The sequence below is a fragment of the Mesorhizobium sp. M7A.F.Ca.US.002.01.1.1 genome, from assembly GCF_004022955.1.
Taxonomy (GTDB): Bacteria; Pseudomonadota; Alphaproteobacteria; order Rhizobiales; family Rhizobiaceae; genus Mesorhizobium; species Mesorhizobium ciceri.
Genome location: NZ_RZQE01000071.1, coordinates 1 through 18,621 on the forward strand (window position 1 = coordinate 1; position 18,621 = coordinate 18,621).

Annotated in this window: 17 protein-coding genes; 9 read left to right on the forward strand and 8 right to left on the reverse strand. The window is 62.8% G+C overall.

The features are described from left to right. Together EN932_RS10305 and EN932_RS10310 are read right to left on the reverse strand one after the other, a co-directional pair. Positions 1-1,058 (reverse strand): PAS domain S-box protein (locus tag EN932_RS10305; RefSeq protein WP_164890456.1); only part of this gene is annotated, 1,058 nt, incomplete at its 3' end. A gap of 67 nt (positions 1,059-1,125) precedes the next feature. Then, positions 1,126-1,899: a response regulator transcription factor gene (locus tag EN932_RS10310; protein ID WP_206618923.1), complete on the reverse strand. Its 774-nt coding sequence runs from the start codon at positions 1,897-1,899 to the stop codon at positions 1,126-1,128. A gap of 46 nt (positions 1,900-1,945) precedes the next feature. On the opposite strand from EN932_RS10310, the gene EN932_RS10315 reads away from it, so the two are divergent. Next, positions 1,946-2,647: a response regulator transcription factor gene (locus EN932_RS10315; RefSeq protein WP_013529302.1), complete on the forward strand. Its 702-nt coding sequence runs from the start codon at positions 1,946-1,948 to the stop codon at positions 2,645-2,647. A 72-nt stretch (positions 2,648-2,719) separates the two neighbouring features. Here EN932_RS10315 and EN932_RS10320 read toward each other — a convergent pair whose 3' ends face one another. Both EN932_RS10320 and EN932_RS10325 read right to left on the reverse strand, forming a co-directional pair. Next, positions 2,720-2,887, reverse strand: coding sequence for a hypothetical protein (locus EN932_RS10320; RefSeq protein ID WP_013529303.1), 168 nt, complete (start codon positions 2,885-2,887; stop codon positions 2,720-2,722). A gap of 37 nt (positions 2,888-2,924) precedes the next feature. Continuing rightward, on the reverse strand, positions 2,925-3,257 hold the full coding sequence (locus tag EN932_RS10325) for a hypothetical protein (RefSeq protein ID WP_127384968.1): 333 nt from the start codon (positions 3,255-3,257) through the stop codon (positions 2,925-2,927). Between the two features lie 353 nt (positions 3,258-3,610). Here EN932_RS10325 and EN932_RS10330 point away from each other — a divergent pair, with 353 nt between their 5' ends. Further along, positions 3,611-4,066 carry a L,D-transpeptidase gene (locus tag EN932_RS10330; protein WP_013529305.1) on the forward strand — a complete coding sequence of 152 codons (456 nt, stop codon included), beginning with the start codon at positions 3,611-3,613 and terminating at the stop codon, positions 4,064-4,066. Between the two features lie 198 nt (positions 4,067-4,264). Here the strand turns inward: EN932_RS10330 and EN932_RS10335 are convergent, their stop codons facing one another. Beyond that, positions 4,265-7,348, reverse strand: a complete 3,084-nt coding sequence (locus tag EN932_RS10335) for an efflux RND transporter permease subunit (RefSeq protein WP_013529306.1) — start codon at positions 7,346-7,348, stop codon at positions 4,265-4,267. After that, on the reverse strand, positions 7,345-8,676 hold the full coding sequence (locus EN932_RS10340) for an efflux RND transporter periplasmic adaptor subunit (protein ID WP_013529307.1): 1,332 nt from the start codon (positions 8,674-8,676) through the stop codon (positions 7,345-7,347). Before EN932_RS10340 ends, EN932_RS10335 begins: the two co-directional genes overlap by 4 nt. A 145-nt stretch (positions 8,677-8,821) precedes the next feature. On the opposite strand from EN932_RS10340, the gene EN932_RS10345 reads away from it, so the two are divergent. Beyond that, positions 8,822-9,355 carry a TetR/AcrR family transcriptional regulator gene (locus tag EN932_RS10345; RefSeq protein ID WP_013529308.1) on the forward strand — a complete coding sequence of 178 codons (534 nt, stop codon included), beginning with the start codon at positions 8,822-8,824 and terminating at the stop codon, positions 9,353-9,355. A gap of 124 nt (positions 9,356-9,479) precedes the next feature. Next, entirely contained in the window at positions 9,480-11,081 is a 1,602-nt protein-coding gene (locus tag EN932_RS10350; RefSeq protein ID WP_127368592.1) for an inorganic phosphate transporter, read from the forward strand. A 427-nt stretch (positions 11,082-11,508) separates the two neighbouring features. On the opposite strand, the gene EN932_RS10355 is transcribed toward EN932_RS10350, so the two are convergent. Both EN932_RS10355 and EN932_RS10360 read right to left on the reverse strand, forming a co-directional pair. Continuing rightward, positions 11,509-12,669 (reverse strand): patatin-like phospholipase family protein, encoded by a 1,161-nt coding sequence (locus EN932_RS10355; RefSeq protein WP_024503027.1) that lies wholly within the window; start codon positions 12,667-12,669, stop codon positions 11,509-11,511. Positions 12,670-12,716: 47 nt separating this feature from the next. Beyond that, the gene (locus EN932_RS10360) at positions 12,717-13,463 is read right to left on the reverse strand and encodes an acetoacetate decarboxylase (protein ID WP_063169133.1); all 747 of its coding nucleotides are present in this window, start codon (positions 13,461-13,463) and stop codon (positions 12,717-12,719) included. Positions 13,464-13,686: 223 nt separating this feature from the next. On the opposite strand from EN932_RS10360, the gene EN932_RS10365 reads away from it, so the two are divergent. From EN932_RS10365 to EN932_RS10385, 5 genes are all read left to right on the forward strand, one after another. Then, the gene (locus EN932_RS10365) at positions 13,687-14,475 is read left to right on the forward strand and encodes a 3-hydroxybutyrate dehydrogenase (protein WP_127368260.1); all 789 of its coding nucleotides are present in this window, start codon (positions 13,687-13,689) and stop codon (positions 14,473-14,475) included. Between the two features lie 454 nt (positions 14,476-14,929). Then, positions 14,930-16,258, forward strand: coding sequence for an NAD(P)H-dependent oxidoreductase (locus tag EN932_RS10370; RefSeq protein WP_127368261.1), 1,329 nt, complete (start codon positions 14,930-14,932; stop codon positions 16,256-16,258). A 2-nt stretch (positions 16,259-16,260) separates the two neighbouring features. Then, positions 16,261-17,289 (forward strand): thiamine pyrophosphate-dependent dehydrogenase E1 component subunit alpha, encoded by a 1,029-nt coding sequence (locus tag EN932_RS10375; protein ID WP_063169131.1) that lies wholly within the window; start codon positions 16,261-16,263, stop codon positions 17,287-17,289. Continuing rightward, entirely contained in the window at positions 17,289-18,287 is a 999-nt protein-coding gene (locus EN932_RS10380; RefSeq protein ID WP_127368262.1) for an alpha-ketoacid dehydrogenase subunit beta, read from the forward strand. The genes EN932_RS10375 and EN932_RS10380 overlap by 1 nt, the downstream gene beginning before the upstream one ends. Before the next feature lie 3 nt (positions 18,288-18,290). Further along, positions 18,291-18,621 (forward strand): biotin/lipoyl-containing protein (locus EN932_RS10385; protein WP_128368805.1); only part of this gene is annotated, 331 nt, incomplete at its 3' end.

Consider the following 18,621-nt stretch of genomic DNA (forward strand, 5'->3'; position numbering starts at 1 on the left):
GCCACAACCACGGCCAGGGGGTTGTTGAGCTCGTGCGACGCACCGGCCAGCAGCGAACCCATGGCCGCCATCTTCTCGTTCTGGTGCAGCTTCTCGCGTTGCCGGCCGATTTCCTCCTCGGCGCGCAATTTGTCGCGCAGGTCGCGGATGGAGCCGAAGATCAGGCGGCGGTCGGCAACCCGCATCTCGGTGGCCGTCAGCTCGATCGGGAACACTTCGCCGGCGGCATTCTGGGTCACCGTCTCGAGCCGCTGGCCGACCATCGGCGCGCCGCGGCCGGACATGTATTCGGCTCCTGAGGCATAGCCCTTGCGGTAGTAGATCGGCACGATCGTATCGAGCAGGTCCTTGCCGAGGATGTCGCTGCGCTGGAAGCCGAACATCTTCTCGGCGGCCGGATTGAATTCGATGATCGAGCCGGTCTCGTCGATGACGACAATGGCGTCGAGCGAGGCCTGCAGCATGGTGCGGCGAATGACCTCGCTGGCGTGGGCGTCGGAGGGCGAGCGCTCTATGGCGTCGCCGATGGCCAGCGCGATGATGTGCAGCGTCGCCTCTTCCTCGTCGGTCCATGCACGCTCGTTGATGCAGTCATTGACCGCCAGCGTGCCCCAGAGATGGCCGTGCGCGAAGACCGAGACCGAGAGGAACGATTTGATGTTCTGCTTTTCGAAATCGGTCCTCAGGAAGCCTTCGAGGTCGCGCGTATGACCGGCGAAGATCTTGCCTTGCCTCTCGTCCTCGGCAAGCCGCTCCAGCAGCGGGTCGGAATTGACGATCGATTGCATGATGACGGTCGGTGATGCCAGTTCGCCGCCGAAAAGAGGGTCGATCCAGTAGGCGGCGACGGATTGGGCGAAGCCCTGGCCGGGCAGTTCGCGCAAGCGAAACAGGATGCCGCGCTGGCAATCCATGGCCCGGCAGAGCGTTTCCAGTATGCCGTCCATCTCGCGCTGCCAGTCGCCGGCCTCGCGCAGCCGGCGAACGACGCGCACGGCCGCCATCGCCGCGCCCTGCCTGAACCCTTGCATATCGGTGCTTGCTGCTTCAGCGATCATCTTGTGCTGTCATTCCGGAGTCGCGCCAATTCGGCCGGCGAGCAACTACATCCTTCTGGCCCGGTGCTCAGTTGCCGTCGCCGGCCGGCAGCGAGAAGATATAGCCCTCGCCGCGCACCGTGCGCAGGAATTTCGGATTGGCGGGATCGGCCTCGATCTTTTTGCGCAGCCGCATGATGCGAATGTCGACCGCGCGTGACGATTCCGGATCTTCGGTGAAACCGATCGCCTCGGAGATAGCGGCGCGGCTCAGCAGCCGGTTGGCGCGGGTGAGGAAAATCTCCAGCACGTCGAACTCGCTCTTGGCCATGTCGATCACCACGCCATTGGCGCCGGTGACCAGCCTGCCGTCGAGATCGGCCTGGAAGGGGCCGAAGGCAACGGAACGGCGATCCGGCCCGGCCCTCTTGTCCTGCAGCTCTTTGGGCTGGGGAACCCGGCGCAACACGCTGCGCACCCTGGCCAGCACTTCGCGCAATTCGTAAGGCTTGACGATGTAGTCGTCGGCACCGAGTTCCAGCCCGACAATGCGGTCGAGCGCGGTGCCGGCCGCGGTCGCATAGATGATGCCGATCGGCAGTTTCGAACGCAGCCAGCGGCCAAGCGAGAGGCCGTCCTCGCCGGGCATGGCGATGTCGAGAATGGCAAGATGAAACGACTGCGTTTCAACGAGGCTGCGCGCGGCGGCCGCACTTTCAGCGGTGGCCACGTCATATCCGGCGGCGCCAAGGTATTCGGCGACAGCGTCCCTCAGGTCGGGCTCATCCTCGACGATGACAATTCTTGCCCGCACGATGCTTTCGCTCCCACTTTCAGTGGAAAGTAGATTGGGTATAAACATCATGTCCAGCACTCATATCGGGGTTGCCAGGGAACGGTTGGAAAACATGGCCGCACGATCCGTCATTGCGCTCGTTTCGGTAGCCGAAGTGGTCGCGACCGAACTCGCCGACCATCTTGAACGGCGCGGCCATGACGTGCATCAGGCACGCCAGCCCTGGGAAGCCGAATCTCTGCTGTCGGGAAAGGGCATCGACGTCGTCGTCGTCGGCGACAGCCTCAGCCAGGCGGAGGGGCGGGACCTGCTCAGACGTTATGGCGGCCAAGGAGGAGGCGGTGAGGGCGGACCGGATTTCATCCTGATCTGCCGCCCGGCCGATCTTGTCGACAAGGTGCTGGCGCTGGAGCTTGGTGCGGCCGACGTCGTCGAGAGCCCGCTCAATGTCCGTGAACTGGCCGCCCGTGTCGGCGGCCTGCTTTCGCGCCGCGGCAGGGGCACCCAGGAACTGATCGTGCTGGAGAACGCGACCGTCGATCTGAGATCGGCGATGGTCATGCATCGCTCCGGCACGGAGGAACAGCTTTCGCCCGGTCAGGTGGCGCTGCTCAGGCTGTTCCTGGCCAGTCCGCGCAAGGTTTTGACGCGCGACGACATCATCGCCGCGGCGCCTGCCGAAAACGCCGATGCCTTCGATCGCTCGATCGATTCGCGCATCGTGCGGCTGCGCCGCAAACTCGACACCGAAACCATCACCACCATACGCGGCGCCGGCTACCGGTTCGATCCGCCGCGGCAATTCGCGGACTGATTGCCGGGCACTGACGCAGTCTCTGGTTTCGGGCATCGGATTTTCCATCTCCGGCCCCGACGCTCTTGGCGCTCAGCGTACCAGCAGAAGCGATGGACCCACCGGCATGTCACTGCCCATGGTCAGCTCGCCAGCGTGGGCGCGGTCCCTGAGCAGCACGGTGGCAAGGCCGGCAAAGCCGAGCAGGCCCTGGGCGTAAAGCAGTGCGGAAAGCACCGAAGCGGCAAATTTCGTTTTCATCGTACCAATTCCCCAAAATGGTTTGTTGCGGGTCGCTTCAGGATACCCCCGAAGCGCCCGCGCCGCCCACGGAACCCCCCGTCTCGGCGCGGGCCTTCGGTCCTCTCGGCAGCAAGTTGCCGGAGGCGCCGCGCAAACCCGTCAGCCTAAGGCCGACCCGCCAGAGGGCCTTTAGCCGGGCGATGCGCAGGCTGGAAACAATCCAGACCGTGGCGAAAAACAGTGCGGCGTGCAGGGTCGAAATCTCGCCTGAAGTCATCGCGCCGAGGCTTGTCAGCGGGGTGCCGGCAACCATGCCGACGCCGCCGATGACCGCTGCCGCGATGCTGATCCTGAAAAGCCAGGACAGCACGTTCGATTTCGTTCCCATGTTCGTTACCGGCTGTTTTCGTTGCGTCAACTTTGCTTGCGGCCCGTATCCGGATCATGCCGCTTGAAACCTCGCTTTGTTGCAGTTTGGTTTCGAGATCTACGGCGGTCCTTTCGAATACTGCTGATTCGCACTTTCGTTTAGCGACGGATACCCATGTTCCTGACCTTGGTCTTGCTAGGGTCTCGCTGGCGGGCCACCGACGGCTCTAATTGGGTTGGCGTTTGTTAACCAGTGGAAACAGATTCGAAACACAAATGAGCATTTTGCGAAATCTCTCCGAAACATGACGTGGGGATAAGCAGCCATCGAATTGGAGCCGGCTGGACCGGCAGAGAGAGGGGATTTTCTTCATGCATACCGCCATTTCCGCCAAGCTCATCAACATCGCCGCCGCCGCGCTGACCGGTGCCGCACTGCTGTTCGGCTCGGGCGCCGCGCATGCCGCCAACAAGATCGTGGCGCGCGTTTCGCTTTCGCAGCAGATCATGGAAGTCTCGGTCGACGGCCGGCCGACTTTCGCCTGGAAAGTCTCCACCGGCGACCGGGCCCATGTGACGCCGACCGGCTCGTTCAAGCCGACCCGCATGCATGAAATGTGGTATTCGAAGAAATACGACAACGCCCCGATGCCGCACTCGGTCTTCTTCAGCGGCGGCTATGCGGTGCACGCGACCTATGCGATCAAGCGCCTCGGCCAGCCGGCTTCGCATGGCTGCGTGCGGCTGCACCCCGACAACGCTGCCGATTTCTACCAGCTCGTCGAAACCTTCGGGGCGACCAACACCAGCATCGTCATCGTCAAGTAGCAGGCTGGAAACGGTGGCGTGGCAGCATGCTGCCGCGCCTCAAAGCTCCCTCCGGAAACGCTGCGGTATTGCGTACAGTTCAAACCGGCGGTATCGAGCCCAGCCAAAAAGAAAAGAGGCCGGGAATTTCCCGGCCTCTTTTCTTTTGTTTCCATCGATTTGCCCCGCGCATTTCTGGGCGGGACTCCCTCGACCGTCCTAGCTCGGCAGTGCCGGCATCAGCTTGGGGTCCGGCTTCTCCGCCAGATGAGGCAGGTCCTTGCTGGCGATGAAGGTGTAGAACATGGGCACGACGAAGAGCGTGAACATGGTGCCGACCAGGATGCCGGTGAAGATGACCAGGCCCATCGAATAGCGGGCCGCGGCACCAGCGCCGCTGGACGTGATCAGCGGCACAACGCCGAGCGCCATCGCCGCCGTCGTCATCAGGATCGGCCGCAGGCGCACCTTGGCCGAGGCGATGATGGCATCGCGCCGCCGCATGCCATGCTTTTCACGCTGCTGGTTGGCGAACTCGACCAGCAGGATGCCGTGCTTGGTTATCAGACCGATCAGTGTGATCAGGCCGACCTGCGTGTAGATGTTGAGCGTGCCGAGGCCCAGATTGAGCGGCACGATCGCGCCGAAGATCGACAACGGCACCGCCATCATGATGATCAGCGGATCACGGAAGCTTTCAAACTGCGCCGCCAGCACCAGATAGATGACGACAACTGCGGCCGCGAAAGCGATCAGGATGGTGTTGCCCTGTTCCTTTTCCTGTCGCGATTGACCGGAATAATCGATGAAGAACGTGTCGGGCAGGCTCTCCTTGGCGATGTCCTCCAGCGCCTTCAGCCCGTCGCCGGTGGTGACGCCGGGCAGCGGAAGCGCCGAAATCGTCGACGAATTCAGCTGGTTGAACTGCTCGATTGCCGCCGGCGCCGCATTGGTCGAAATCTTGACCACCGCCGATAGCGGCACCATCTCGCCGGTCACGCTGCGCACGAAGTATTCGCCGAGCTTGTCGGGGTCGTCGCGAAACTCCTGCGGCACCTGCGGGATGATGTCGTAGCTGTTGGAATCGCGGTCGAACTGCGCCACTTCGGCGCCGCCGACCAGCAAGGTCAGCGTGCGGCCGATATCGGCGATCGGCAGGTTCAGCGCGGCGGCGCGGTCGCGGTCGATGGTCACCGTCACCTCCGGTGCGTCATAAGCCATCGAATTCTGCACGACGATGAAGCGGCCGGAGGCCTGCGCCTTGTTCTTGATCTGCTCGGCCACCTCGTACACTTCCGAGGAAGCGCCGGTCGATCGTACCACCATGGAAATGGGCAGGCCGCCGCCGGAGCCCGGCAGCGTCGGCGGTGCGAAGACGAAGGCCTCGACACCGGCCACTTTGGCGATACGGGCCGTAATGTCAGCCTGCAGTTCCTTCGAATTGCGCTTGCGTTCCGCCCAGTCCTTGAAGGCATAGCCGACGAAGGCGCTGTTTGTCGTGCCGCCGAAGGCGACGGCCGAGAACTGCGCCCGTGTTTCGGGAATATCCTTCACCAGGCCGAGGATCTGGTTGACGTATGTCTCGGTGTAATCGGACGTCGCATAACGCGGCGCCGTCACAATCGAGAGCAGAAAGCCCTGGTCCTCTTCCGGCGCAAGTTCGCTCGAGGTCTTGGTGAACATGAAGCCGGTGACGCCGACAAGCGCAAGCACGATGATCAACGTCAACGGGCGATAGTTCAGCGATCCGGTGACGGCGCGTTCATAGACATGCTCGACGCGCGCGAAGGTGCCGTCGACAATGCGCTGGAAACGGCCCGGCGTGCCGGACTTCAAGAGGCGTGCCGACATCATCGGGGTGATGGTGATGGCGATGACACCCGACAGCACCACCGAGCCGGCGAGCGTGACCGCGAATTCACGGAACAGCGCGCCGGTCAGGCCGCCGGTAAATGCCAGCGGTGCGAACACGGCGGCCAGCGTCATGGTCATGGCAACGATGGCTGATGCGATTTCGCGCATACCGCTGAACGCAGCCTGCATCGGCGACATGTGATCTTCTTCCATGTGACGGTGGATGTTCTCCACCACCACGATGGCGTCGTCGACGACCAGGCCGATCGCCAGCACCATGGCGAGCAGCGACAGAAGGTTGATCGAGTAGCCAACCGCGAACAAAAGGAAGCAGACGCCGATCAGCGACAACGGGATGGTGATGATCGGCATCATCACCGACCGGAAGGAGCCAAGGAACAGAAGGATGACGACGACGACGATGGCAACCGCCTCGCCGATGGTCTTGAACACCTCTTCAATCGAGGCGCTGATCTGCCCGGTCGCGTCGTAGACGACCTCGATCGTCATGCCTTTCGGCAGTGTCTCCTGAATCTGCGGCACCAGCTTGGTGAGCGCAGCCGCCGTGGTCAGCGGATTGGCCGCCGGCGTCGGGAAGATGGCGAGGAAGGTGCCTGGCTTACCGTTGAACGAGACCCTGGTGTCGGTGTTCTCGGCGGCGAGTTCGACGCGAGCCACGTCGCGCAACCGCACCACATTGCCGTCGGTCGAGCGCAGCGGCAGCTCGGCGAATGCCTCCGGCGTCTGCAATGTCGAGCGCACGGTGATCGAGGAGACGACATACTCGTTCTGGGTGTTGCCGGGCGCCGACAGGAAGTTGGAATTGTTGATCGCCGTCAGCAGTTCGGAGGCGGTCACGCCGCGCGCCGCAAGTTTGACCGGATCGATCCAGACGCGCATCGAGTATTCCTGGGCGCCGAAGATCTGCACGTCGGCGACGCCTTCGACCGTCGACATGCGCGGTCTGATGACGCGCTCGATATACTCCGTCAGCTGCTCCTTCGTCATGTTCGGATTCTGCATCGAGATGTACATCATCGCGAACTGCTGGCCGGTGCCCTTGACGATGACAGGGTCCTTCGACGCGTCCGGCAAAGTGCCGCGCACGCCCTGAACCTTGGACAGAACTTCGGTCAGCGCGACGTCGGGGTTCGAGCCGAGCTTCATCTGCACCGTCACGGTGCTGGAGGACGGGCGGCTGGACGAGGTGACGTAGTCGATGTTTTCGGTCGACGCGACGGCGCGGGCGATCGGGGCGGAAATGAAGCCCTGGATCAGATCGGCGCTGGCGCCTGGATAGGCCGTGGTGATCGTGATGGCCGTTTCATCGACCTTCGGATACTGCCGGATCGACAGATTGAAGATGCCCTGGAAACCCAGGAGCAGGATCATGCAAGCAAGGACCGTCGAAAGAACAGGCCGGCGAATGAAGAGATCTGAAAAGCTCATTGCTGGTCGGCCTGCTTGTTCGCCGATTTGGTCGGGTCGATGGTGTTGTCCACAACGACGGACATGCCGTTGAAGAGGCGGTTCTGACCGGCGGTGACGACCTCGTCGCCGGCCTTCAGCCCCTCGACGATCTCGACCATGCCTTGATTGCGGCGGCCGGGCTTGACGAACACCTGCGACAGCACGAGCGCGGGCTTGTCACCTTCCGCCGCCGGCTTGGCCCCATCGGCAGCCTTGTCAGTTGGCTTTGCCGCATCGGCGGCAGGCTTGGCTGCATCAGCCGCCGGCTTCATGGCATCGGCCGGCTTGGTGTCCGCAGGCTTGGCGTCAGCCGATTTGTCGGCTGCCGGCGCAGCGGGTTTTTCCTCCGGCTTGGCAGCTGGCGCTGTCTCGGCGGGCTTGGCTGGCTGCACCACGAAGATGTAGTCGCCATAGAGACTTGTCGTCAGCGCCGTCTGCGGCAGGGTCAGCACGTTCTGCTCTTCGGGCAGCTCGACACGCACCTGCACGAACTGGCCGGGGGTCAGCTTGCCATCGGGATTGGCGACTTCCGCCCGGATGTTCACCAGCCGGCTGGACGAGTCGATCTTCGGGTCTATGCCACGAATGGCGCCTGCGAATGGCCTGTCCTCGCCGCCAAAGCCCAATCGAATCGTCTGGCCGATCTTGAGCAAGGCGAGTTGCTGTTCGGGAACCGTGAAATCGACCCGCATCGTGTCGAGGTCCTGCAATGTCACCACGGCGGTGCCGGGCGCCAAATACTGGCCGACATCGATCTTCGGGATACCCACCGTGCCGCCGAAAGGCGCCGTCAGCTGCTTCTGGTCGAGCACGGCCTGCAGCTTGGTGACTTGGGATGCCGAGGCCGAGGCCGCCGCACGCGCCGTGTCCAGCGTCGAGTCGGAGCCAACGCCACGCCTGGTCAGTTCGATGGCGCGGGCAAGTGAGGTCTGGTCTAGCGCGGCTTGCGCCTTCTGTGCATCGAGGTCGGCGCGCTCGACGGCGTCATCGAGTTGCAGCAGAACCGCATTGTCCGCCACCTTCTGGTTGGCATGGAAAAGGATGTCCTTGACGATACCGGTAGTCTCGACCGTCAGGTCGACACCGCGCACCGCCTTGACCGTGCCGATCGCCTCGACGCCTGGCGTCCAGGCCGAAGGCTTGGCGATGGTCGTCGAAACGGTTGCCGCCGGCGGCTTCATCGATGCGAAGTACTGCTTGATGCCGTTGTCGCGCAGGAAGTTGAAGCCGACGATGCCGCCGACCACGACGACGAGCAGGGCCAGAACCAGAACAATGATAAAGATACGGAGTATGCGCTTGAACAAGGAAGTCCCCTCAGTCGAAATCCGGCGCGAAGCGCGGATATCGGGACACATACCGACTGCGGGTCCCGATTTCAAATAATGGCGGTCTTCCTGTACCGTCTGGACGGTCTTGTCAATTGGGCCTAAGCTTGCGATGGGAGGCACCATGAGAGCCCAAAGACCGAATTCGCGCGAGAAGATTCTCGCCGCGGCGGCTGATGTTGCCCGGGAATCCGGACCAGGCAGCCTGTCGCTGGATGCCGTCGCCAGCCGTGCCGGCGTGTCGAAGGGAGGGCTCCTCTACAATTTCCCGACCAAGGCCAAATTGATGCAAGGTTTGGTCGAAGGCTATCTGCGCGAGTTCGAGCACGCGCTGGAAGCCGCCCGCACAAATGACAAGGACGAAAATCCCCTGGCCGTCTACATCAGGCTGTCGGCCAATGATTGCGAGGAAAAGCAGCCGTCGGCGTCCTGGATCTTCTCGGCCATCGCCGAGGATCCCGATTTCATGATGCCGATAAAGACCTTCAAGCGGCAGCTTTTCGAGCGGCTGAAGGGCGAGACGCCGGATCTCAAATCGCTGTTGATCTGCTATCTCGCCATCGAGGGATTGCGCAGCATGAACCTCTTCGATTCGGATGTCCTGTCGAAAGACGAGCGCCAGTTGTTGGTATCGTCGCTGCTAGAGATTGCCAAATAGGCGCCGCCCACCCGCTTTTCGGCAGGCCTGTTCGTGAACGCGGCGTTCGCTGGCGTCACACAGGGTTCATCGTGCGGACATAGCGTCTTCCCAGTTCTTTGCTGCAATGCATCTGGAGTGGGACATGGTGGACATAGTTTCTAGCGAGGCGGGCATTCCGAGACCGGATCATCCGCTGGATCAATCGGGCAGCGCGAAGTGGTTCCTGCCGGCCTTCGGCGTGCTGGTGCTCGTCGGCATCGCCTATGTCGGCTACGCGCTCAGCCAGGATCTTGCGGTGGCCAAGACCGTGCCGTGGATCCTGCTTGGCATCGCCTTGCTGATCGCGCTCGGCTTCGAGTTCGTCAACGGCTTCCATGACACCGCCAATGCGGTGGCGACGGTTATCTACACGCGCTCGATGCCGGCCGAATTCGCCGTCATGTGGTCGGGCGCCTTCAATTTCCTGGGGGTTCTCACCTCCAGCGGCGCGGTCGCTTTCGGCATCCTGTCGCTGCTGCCGGTCGAGCTGATCCTGCAGGTCGGCTCGTCCTCGGGCTTCGCCATGGTGTTCGCGCTGCTTGTGGCGGCGATCCTGTGGAATCTCGGCACCTGGTTCCTCGGACTGCCGGCGTCGAGCTCGCACACGATGGTCGGTTCGATCATCGGCGTCGGCCTTGCCAACCAGTTCATGGCGCCCGCCGGCAGCGCCACCAGCGGCGTCGACTGGTCGCAGGCGACCAATGTCGGCGTCACCCTGCTGGTGTCGCCGATCATCGGCTTCTTCGCCGCGGCGATACTGCTCTATGTAATGAAGCTGCTGGTGCGCAATCCGGCGCTCTACGAGGCGCCGAAAGGCAACACGCCGCCGCCATGGTGGATCCGTGGCCTGCTCATCTTCACCTGCACCGGCGTCAGCTTTGCGCATGGCTCCAATGACGGACAGAAGGGCATGGGCCTGATCATGCTGATCCTGATCGGCGTCGTGCCGACGGCCTATGCGCTGAACCGCACCCCCGACATCAACTATCTCGAAGCCTACAAGTCTGCCTCGGTCAGCGTCGAAACGGCGCTGGGCAAATATGCCAAGCCCGGGGTCACCGTCACCGATGCCAAGGCCGCCGTCCAGGATGCCGTGCGCACCAGGACCTGGAACGACCAGACGACGGTTGCGCTGCAGACCTACATCCACAACACGACGGCTGGCCTGCAGCCCTATGCCTCGGTCGAGACGGTGCCGACCGATCTGGTCAGCAACGCCCGCAACGACATCTATTTGATCGGCGAAGCGCTCAAGCTGATCGACAAGAAGCAGCTGCTGCCGATGGAGGCGACCGATCTGAAAGCGGTCACCGACTATCACAAGGCCGTCGACAACGCGACGAAGTTCATCCCGATCTGGGTGAAGGTCGCCGTCGCGCTGGCGCTCGGCCTCGGCACCATGGTCGGCTGGAAACGCATCGTCGTCACGGTCGGCGAGAAGATCGGCAAGAGCCATCTGACCTACGGCCAGGGTGCGGCGGCCGAACTCGTGGCGATGGTGACCATCGGCATGGCCGATCGGCTGGGATTGCCGGTGTCGACGACCCATGTGCTGTCGTCGGGCGTTGCCGGAACGATGGCGGCGAACGGTTCGGGGCTGCAATGGGCGACGGTGCGCAATCTGCTGCTTGCCTGGGTGCTGACGCTGCCGTGCTCGATCACGCTGGCCTTCGTGCTGTTCATCATCTTCCGCCAGGTGTTCTGAGCCGAGCGTAAGCTTCCGAACAAAAGGCAGCGCCGGGTGACCGGCGCTGCCTTTTTTCTTTAAGTGAGCACTGCGTTCAAGGGGCGAAGACGTATTCGTTTCTGTTGACGTGGAACCTGCCTAGGAAATTGGCCGAAACGCCTTTCGCTTCGTCATCCTGAGGCGGAGCAGGGAGCGAAGCGACGCGGCGCAGACCATAGGATCCATGCCGCGACTCCTGAGCGTTGCCGCGGTGCTGAATTCTGCTCCGCTGCACTCCGTGGCAAAGGTCACGGCCTGGATCCCAGGGTCTCCGCGACGGAGCTTCGCTCCTGCTTCGCCCAGGGATGACGAAGTTTGGAGGCGTCGGCCAATCTCGAGCGTTGGCGATGGCCGTTCAAACGAATCCTGGCCAACAACGCTGAACCGTTGAGCATAACCGGCCTGGCTACGTCGGGTCTTCGCGATGCAGGTCATGGATGGCCACACCGTCGACATTGGTCGGCATCGTCAGCCACTCACGATGGCGCAAGGTGCGCTGCGTGTCCTCCAACCCTGTCTCCCAATGCTCGCGCATCGAGGTGCCTGAGAACTCATAGTCCTTGGCGTGACCCTCATAGCCCTTGTGCTGATAGATCAGGTGCACGATGTTGACGGTGCCGGCGTCCGAATAGTCCTCGATCAGCGCTTCCTCGGCCGGCGTCCGCAACTCCTTCGGCACCCGTTTCAGTGCATCGAGCAGGCGCATCTTGAGACCGTGGATGCGTTTGAAATTGTCGGTGTTTTGCCGTGTGCGGCTCGAATACATGATGTCCTTGTGGCGCGACAGCACGTCCGGCATGCTGCGCGGCAGGACGCCTCGCGCGCTGAACAGGTCGACCTGGAAAACCAGCGAGGAACGGTCCTCTTCCTGGTCGAGCAGATATTGCAGCGGCGTGTTGGAGACGATGCCCCCGTCCCAGTAATATTCGCCTTCGATGCGGATCGACGGGAACGCCGGCGGCAGCGCGCCGCTGGCCATGATGTGCTCCGGTTCGATGCGGACCTTGTCGGTGTCGAAATAGACGAAGTTGCCGGTCCGGACGTTGACCGCGCCGACGCTCAACCGCTTCTTGCCGTCGTTGAGGATGTCGAAGTCGATCAGGCTTTGCAGCGTCTCCTTCAGCTCGGCCGTGTCGTAGAAGCTGGTGGCGCCCTCGGCGCCGGGCTGCTCCATCCAGGGGTTAGGATTGCGCGGCTTGAAGAAGCCCGGCTGCCCCATGACCATGGTCATCCACGAACTGGTGCGATTGCGGATATCACGGTAGATGTCGCCTTCCGGCGTATAGGCCCAGATCTTGCGACCCGAAATCGTCTGCCAGAATTGCTCGAGGCGCTGCAGCCGGCGGCTCGACTCATTGCCGGCGATGATCGCCGCATTGATGGCGCCGATCGATACGCCGGAAAGCCAGCTCGGCTCGCAGCCGGCCTCTGCCAATGCCTGGTACACCCCAGCCTGGTAGGCGCCGAGCGCGCCGCCTCCCTGAAACACCAGCGCGACGCGGTCATACTGCGCCGAGATCTCCGCGATGGTGGCGGTGGCCTCCTTGTTGCGATTGCGTTCGAGCACGGCTTTGGTCTCCGACTTCTGTTTGGGCTCTGAAAGGCTTGTGCAGCTCAGGTGCGGTCGGCGAGATAATCGTGAACCACTTCGCCCAGCCCAAGCGTCAGATCGGCGGTGAAGTGGACGGCGGATACGATGTCGAGCACCGGCAGCCGCGCCACGTCGGCCATGACGTGCGGCCGCAAATCGAGTGCGGCGGGCGCTGTCCAGGCTTCCTTCAGCGTGATGTCGGTGAGGTGGTAGCGGACCAGTTCGCAGATGCGCGGCGTGCCGTCGACATGCGGGACGATCTTGATCAGGAAATTGGGCGCGGCCAGCGAAGCGAGGACAGAGCCGTGATCGGCTTTCTTGTGCTTGTAGCCCATCGTGCCGGTGGCGCACAGAACGCTGCCATAGTGCAGCGTGCCGACGATGACCTCGCCTTCATGCACGATCTTGGGATTGGCAAGCTTCTTGGGAAAGCCCCACAGTTCGCGGCCGCCGGCGATCGGCGCGTCGTCGTCGAGATACATCGAATGGACGTAGGCGCCGTGCTGGCCCTTGTAGCGCACCGGGATGACCTGGCCGGTCTCGGTGTAGTCGCCGAAACCGGTCGAGTCAGGCATGCGGATGAATTCGTATTTGACCAGCGGCTCGTCGATCTCCAGCGGCTCCGGCACGACAGCCTCTAGCGCCTCGCGCGTCGTGCGGTAGGTGATGATGACGTATTCGCGGTTGAAGAAACGGTACGGCCCGGGCGGAAAGGAGGGGTTGGTCAGCGGCATCGCATAGGCGCGCTTCACGACATCGGCGATCTGCAAGGCTGTAGCCCCATTTTGGTTCAGGAATGACTGCGCGAATGCGCTCCGGATTATGTTGCACGGCACCATGACAGTGCCGTGTCAGCCGCCTGACAGCCGCCCAAGAGGCCTGTCGACGGCCGTCTCAACCCTGTAATCGCACCGACATATGGCTATGGCACTGTCATGGTGCGGCGCACAAAGGCGGCCCCGTTCGTTCCCTCCCACCTCTTGCGAGATCATCATGGGTTTCCTGTCTTCGAAGAACGCCCTCGTCACCGGCTCGACCAGCGGCATCGGCCTGGCCATCGCCCGCGCCTTTGCCGCCGAAGGCGCCAATGTCACCATCAACGGCCTTGGCGATGCGGCTGCCATCGAGCAGGAGCGCGCCGGCATCGAGAAGGATTTCGGCGTCAAGTGCCGCTATTCCGGTGCCAACATGATGGATGGCGCGGCGGTCAGCGCCATGGTGCATGAGGCCGAGGCTGCCTTCGGCAGTCTCGATATCCTGGTCAACAATGCCGGCATCCAGCATGTCGCGCCGATCGAGGAGTTTCCCGATGACATGTGGGAAGCCATCATCCGCATCAATCTGCTCGCCGCGTTCTACGCCATCAAGGCGGCACTGCCGGGCATGAAGGCGCGCAAATGGGGCCGTATCATCAACACCGCCTCGGCGCATGCGCTGGTCGCCTCGCCGTTCAAGTCGGCCTATGTGTCGGCCAAGCACGGCATTGCGGGCCTCACCAAGACGGTAGCGCTCGAAGCAGCGCTCGACGGCGTCACCGTCAATGCGATCGCGCCGGGCTATGTCTGGACGCCGCTGGTCGAAAGGCAGATTCCCGACACGATGAAGGCGCGCGGCATGACCGAGGAACAGGTCAAGCACGATGTGCTGCTCGCCGCCCAGCCGACCAAGGAATTCGTCACCGTCGACGAGCTCGCCGCGCTGACGCTGTTCCTGTGTTCGGACGCGGCCAGGCAGGTCACCGGCACCACCTTGCCGATGGATGGCGGCTGGACGGCACAGTAGAGGGTAATCCAAGCGTTCCGTTTGCCTGCTGGTGCCGCTGGCAGAAAAGCACCCGGCTATGCCGTGATCTTAATCAATGCGGATGGCGTGGTCGTGCATTTCCATGATTTTGCGATCGACGCGGCGGGTTGCCCGCCTCCGGCAGGCTTCGCGGGACACTGAGCAGGACTTCCCGCGAGGGCCAAGATGCCGCCAGTCGCATGTGCCGGCCTATTGCACGGCAGCGCAACAGGCTGCGCCGTTGGCTGAGCTGAACGATCCCAACCGATGCCCATCCGCGCACTGACGGCGACTGCGCGGCATCGGGTTTCCCAGCCTCTTTCTCGTCCCGCCGGACTACGGTGAAAGTGTCCGAAAAAGCACGGGAATATGGACATTAGTCTTGACAGAAATACAGATGTTCAATACCCGTCAGGCAATCGAACAAGCCTGCATTATGGGAGGAACGAGCGGTATGGCTTCCAATGTTTCGTTGACGGGTCTTGCCCGCGATCTCGAGGAACGCGCAAAGTCGGGCAAGCCTATCCGCATCGGCCTGATCGGCTCGGGCGAGATGGGAACCGACATCGTCACTCGTGTCGCCCATATGTCGGGCATCGAGATCGGCGCCATTTCCGAACTGAACCTGCCGGCTGCCAGCAAGGCCGTCGATATCGCTTTCCAGGAAACCGGGCATGCGCGCGAAGTGTCGAATGCTTCGGCTATGACGTCGGCGATGGAAGCCGGCAAGGTGGCGGTCACCAACGACGCCGACCTTGTCATCAACAATGATCTGATCGACGTCGTCATCGATGCCACCGGGGTTCCCGCCGTTGGCGCCGAGATCGGGCTGCGCGCCATGGAGCATGGCAAGCATCTGGTGATGATGAATGTCGAGGCCGACGTCACCATCGGCGCCTATCTGAAAAGCGAGGCCGACCGGCTCGGCGTCACCTATTCACTGGGCGCCGGCGATGAGCCGTCCTCCTGCATGGAGCTGATCGAGTTCGTCTCGGCCATGGGTCACCCGATCGTTGCCGCCGGCAAGGGCAAGAACAATCCGCTCAACATCGACGCCATTCCCCCGGACTATGAGGAGGAAGCCAAGCGCCGGCACATGAATGTCCGCATGCTGGTCGAATTCGTCGACGGCTCCAAGACCATGGTCGAGATGGCGGCAATCGCCAATGCCACCGGCCTGGTTCCAGACAAGGCTGGCATGCATGGCCCGGCGGCGACGCTTGGCGAACTGTCCAAGGTGCTGGTGCCGCAGAAGGATGGCGGCGTTCTGTCGAAGGTCGGCGTCGTCGACTATTCGATCGGCAAGGGTGTCGCGCCCGGCGTCTTCGTCGTTGCCGACATGTCGCATCCGCGCATCTCCGAGCGCATGGAAGATCTGAAGATGGGCAAAGGCCCGTATTTCACTTTCCATCGTCCCTATCACCTGACCTCGCTCGAGGTGCCGCTGACCTGCGCGCGCGTCGTGCTCTACGGCAAGGCCGACATGGTGCCGCTGGCCAAGCCGGTGGCCGAAGTCGCCGCCGTGGCCAAGAAGGACATGAAGCCCGGCGAGAAGCTCGATGCGATCGGCGAATATTGCTACCGCGCCTGGATCATGACGACGCCTGAGGCGCGCGCCGCCAAGGCCGTTCCCTGCGGCCTGCTGCAGGGCGGCTCGGTCACCGCGCCGATCAAGAAGGGCGAACTCATAACCTATGCGAATGCAGCGCCCGCGGCGGGCTCCAAGATCGCCGAACTGCGCGCTCGCCAGGACAAGCTCGTCTATGGGACCGTGGGAGCGTGATCATGGCCACAGCCAGCAAAGCCGTCACTGACAGTCGCGCCAATCTGCCCTTCGTCTACCGCCAGTACAGCGCCGAGCAGCTCAAGCAGGTGCTCCACAAGATGTACCTGATCCGCCGCTTCGAAGAGGGCGCGGAGGAGTGCTACACGCGCGGCCTCATCCATGGCACCATGCATTTGTCGATCGGCCAGGAAGCCAGCGCCATGGGCATCTGCATGCCGCTTGCCGAGGATGACCAGATCACCTCGACGCATCGCGGTCACGGCCACTGCATTGCCAAGGGCGCCGAGGTCAAGCGCATGTTCGCCGAGTTCTTCGGCAAGACCACAGGCTATTGCAAGGGCCGTGGCGGCTCGATGCACATCGCCGATGTCGGCAAGGGCAATCTCGGCGCCAATGGCATCGTCGGTGGCGGTATTCCGATCGCCGTCGGGGCGGCATTGTCCTCCAAGATGATGAAGACCGGCAAGGTCGTGGTCTCCTTCTTCGGCGATGGCGCCAACAATGAAGGCGCTTTCCACGAGGCGCTCAACATGGCGGCGGTCTGGAAGCTGCCTGTCATTTTCGTCTGCGAGAACAATGGCTACGGCATGTCGACATCGACAGCCCGCTCGACCGCGGTCAAGAACATCGCCGAGCGCGCCGCCGCCTATTCGATGCCGGGCGTCATCGTCAACGGCAACATCTTCTCCGAGGTCGCCGAGGCGTCTCATCAGGCTGTTGCCCGAGCCCGCGCCGGCGAGGGGCCGACGCTGATCGAGTCCAAGACCTACCGCCATCGCGGCCATTCCAAGAGCGACCGCAACCGCTATCGCACCAAGGAAGAGATCGAGGACTGGATGTCGAACCGCGATCCGATCACCCTGTTCGAAAGCGAGCTCAGGGAATTCGGCTTCATCGACGACAAGGGCATCGAGGCCATTCGCGATGCCGTGGCGCAAGAGATCGCCGAGGGCATCGAGTTCGCCAAGGCGAGCCCATCGCCCGATATCAGCGAGACCGGCAATTACGTGTATACGGAGCAGGCGTGATGGACGCGATGGTGCGTGAACTGAGCTACGCCCAGGCGATCCAGGAAGCCATGGCGATCGCCATGGACATGGACGAACGCGTTTTCCTGATGGGCGAGGATATCGGCGTCTATGGCGGCGCCTTCCAGGTCACCGGCGACCTGGTCGAACGTTACGGCGCTGACCGCGTCATCGACACGCCGATTTCGGAACTGGGCGGCGCGGGCGTCGCGGTGGGCGCTGCCCTCACCGGCATGCGGCCGATCTTCGAGTTCCAGTTTTCCGATTTCGCCACGCTTGCCATGGAGCAGATCGTCAACCAGGCGGCCAAGATGCGCTTCATGCTGGGCGGCGAGGTTTCGGTTCCCGTGGTGATGCGCTTTCCCGCCGGTTCCGGCACCGGTGCGGCGGCTCAGCACAGCCAGAGCCTCGAAGCCTGGCTCGGCCATGTGCCGGGTCTGAAAGTCATCCAGCCGGCGACCCCCTATGATGCCAAGGGCATGCTTTTGGCGGCGGTCGCCGATCCCGATCCGGTCATGATCTTCGAGCACAAGCTGCTCTACAAGCTGAAGGGCCCGGTGCCCGAAGGCTATTACACCGTGCCGATCGGCAAGGCCGATATCCGCCGCGAGGGCCGGGATCTCACCATCGTCGCCACCTCGATCATGGTGCAGAAGGCGCTCGACGCGGCAGCCGTGCTGGAGAGCGAAGGCATCGACGTCGAAGTCGTCGATCTTCGGACCATCCGGCCGATGGACAAGCAGACCGTCATCGACAGCGTCAAGAAGACGTCGCGGCTGCTATGCGTCTACGAAGCGGTCAAGACGCTGGGCATCGGCGCCGAGGTCAGCGCCATGATCGCCGAGAGCGAAGCGTTCGACTATCTCGACGCGCCGATCGTGCGGCTGGGCGGCGCCGAAACGCCGATCCCCTACAATCCGGAACTCGAGAAGGCGACGGTGCCGCAAATTCCGGACATTATCACCGCCGCGCGCGACCTCGTGAAAGGGGTTCGCTGAGATATGCCGACCGAAGTCATTCTTCCCAAGGTCGACATGGACATGGCGACTGGACAGATCTCGCGCTGGTTTGCCGAGGAGGGCGCGCACGTCAAGAAGGGCGATGTGCTGTTCGAGATCGAGACCGACAAGGCGGCGATGGAAATCGATGCGCCGGCCAGCGGCGTCCTGCGCGATATCACCGGCAAAGAGGGTGTCGATATTGCGGTCGGCGCTGCCGTGGCGTGGATCTATGCCGACGGTGAGGCCTATGGGGCTGATGCTGCTGCGGCCAAGCACGACAAGGCGCCAATCTCCCCACCCGTGGGGGAGATGTCGACGAAGTCGACAGAGG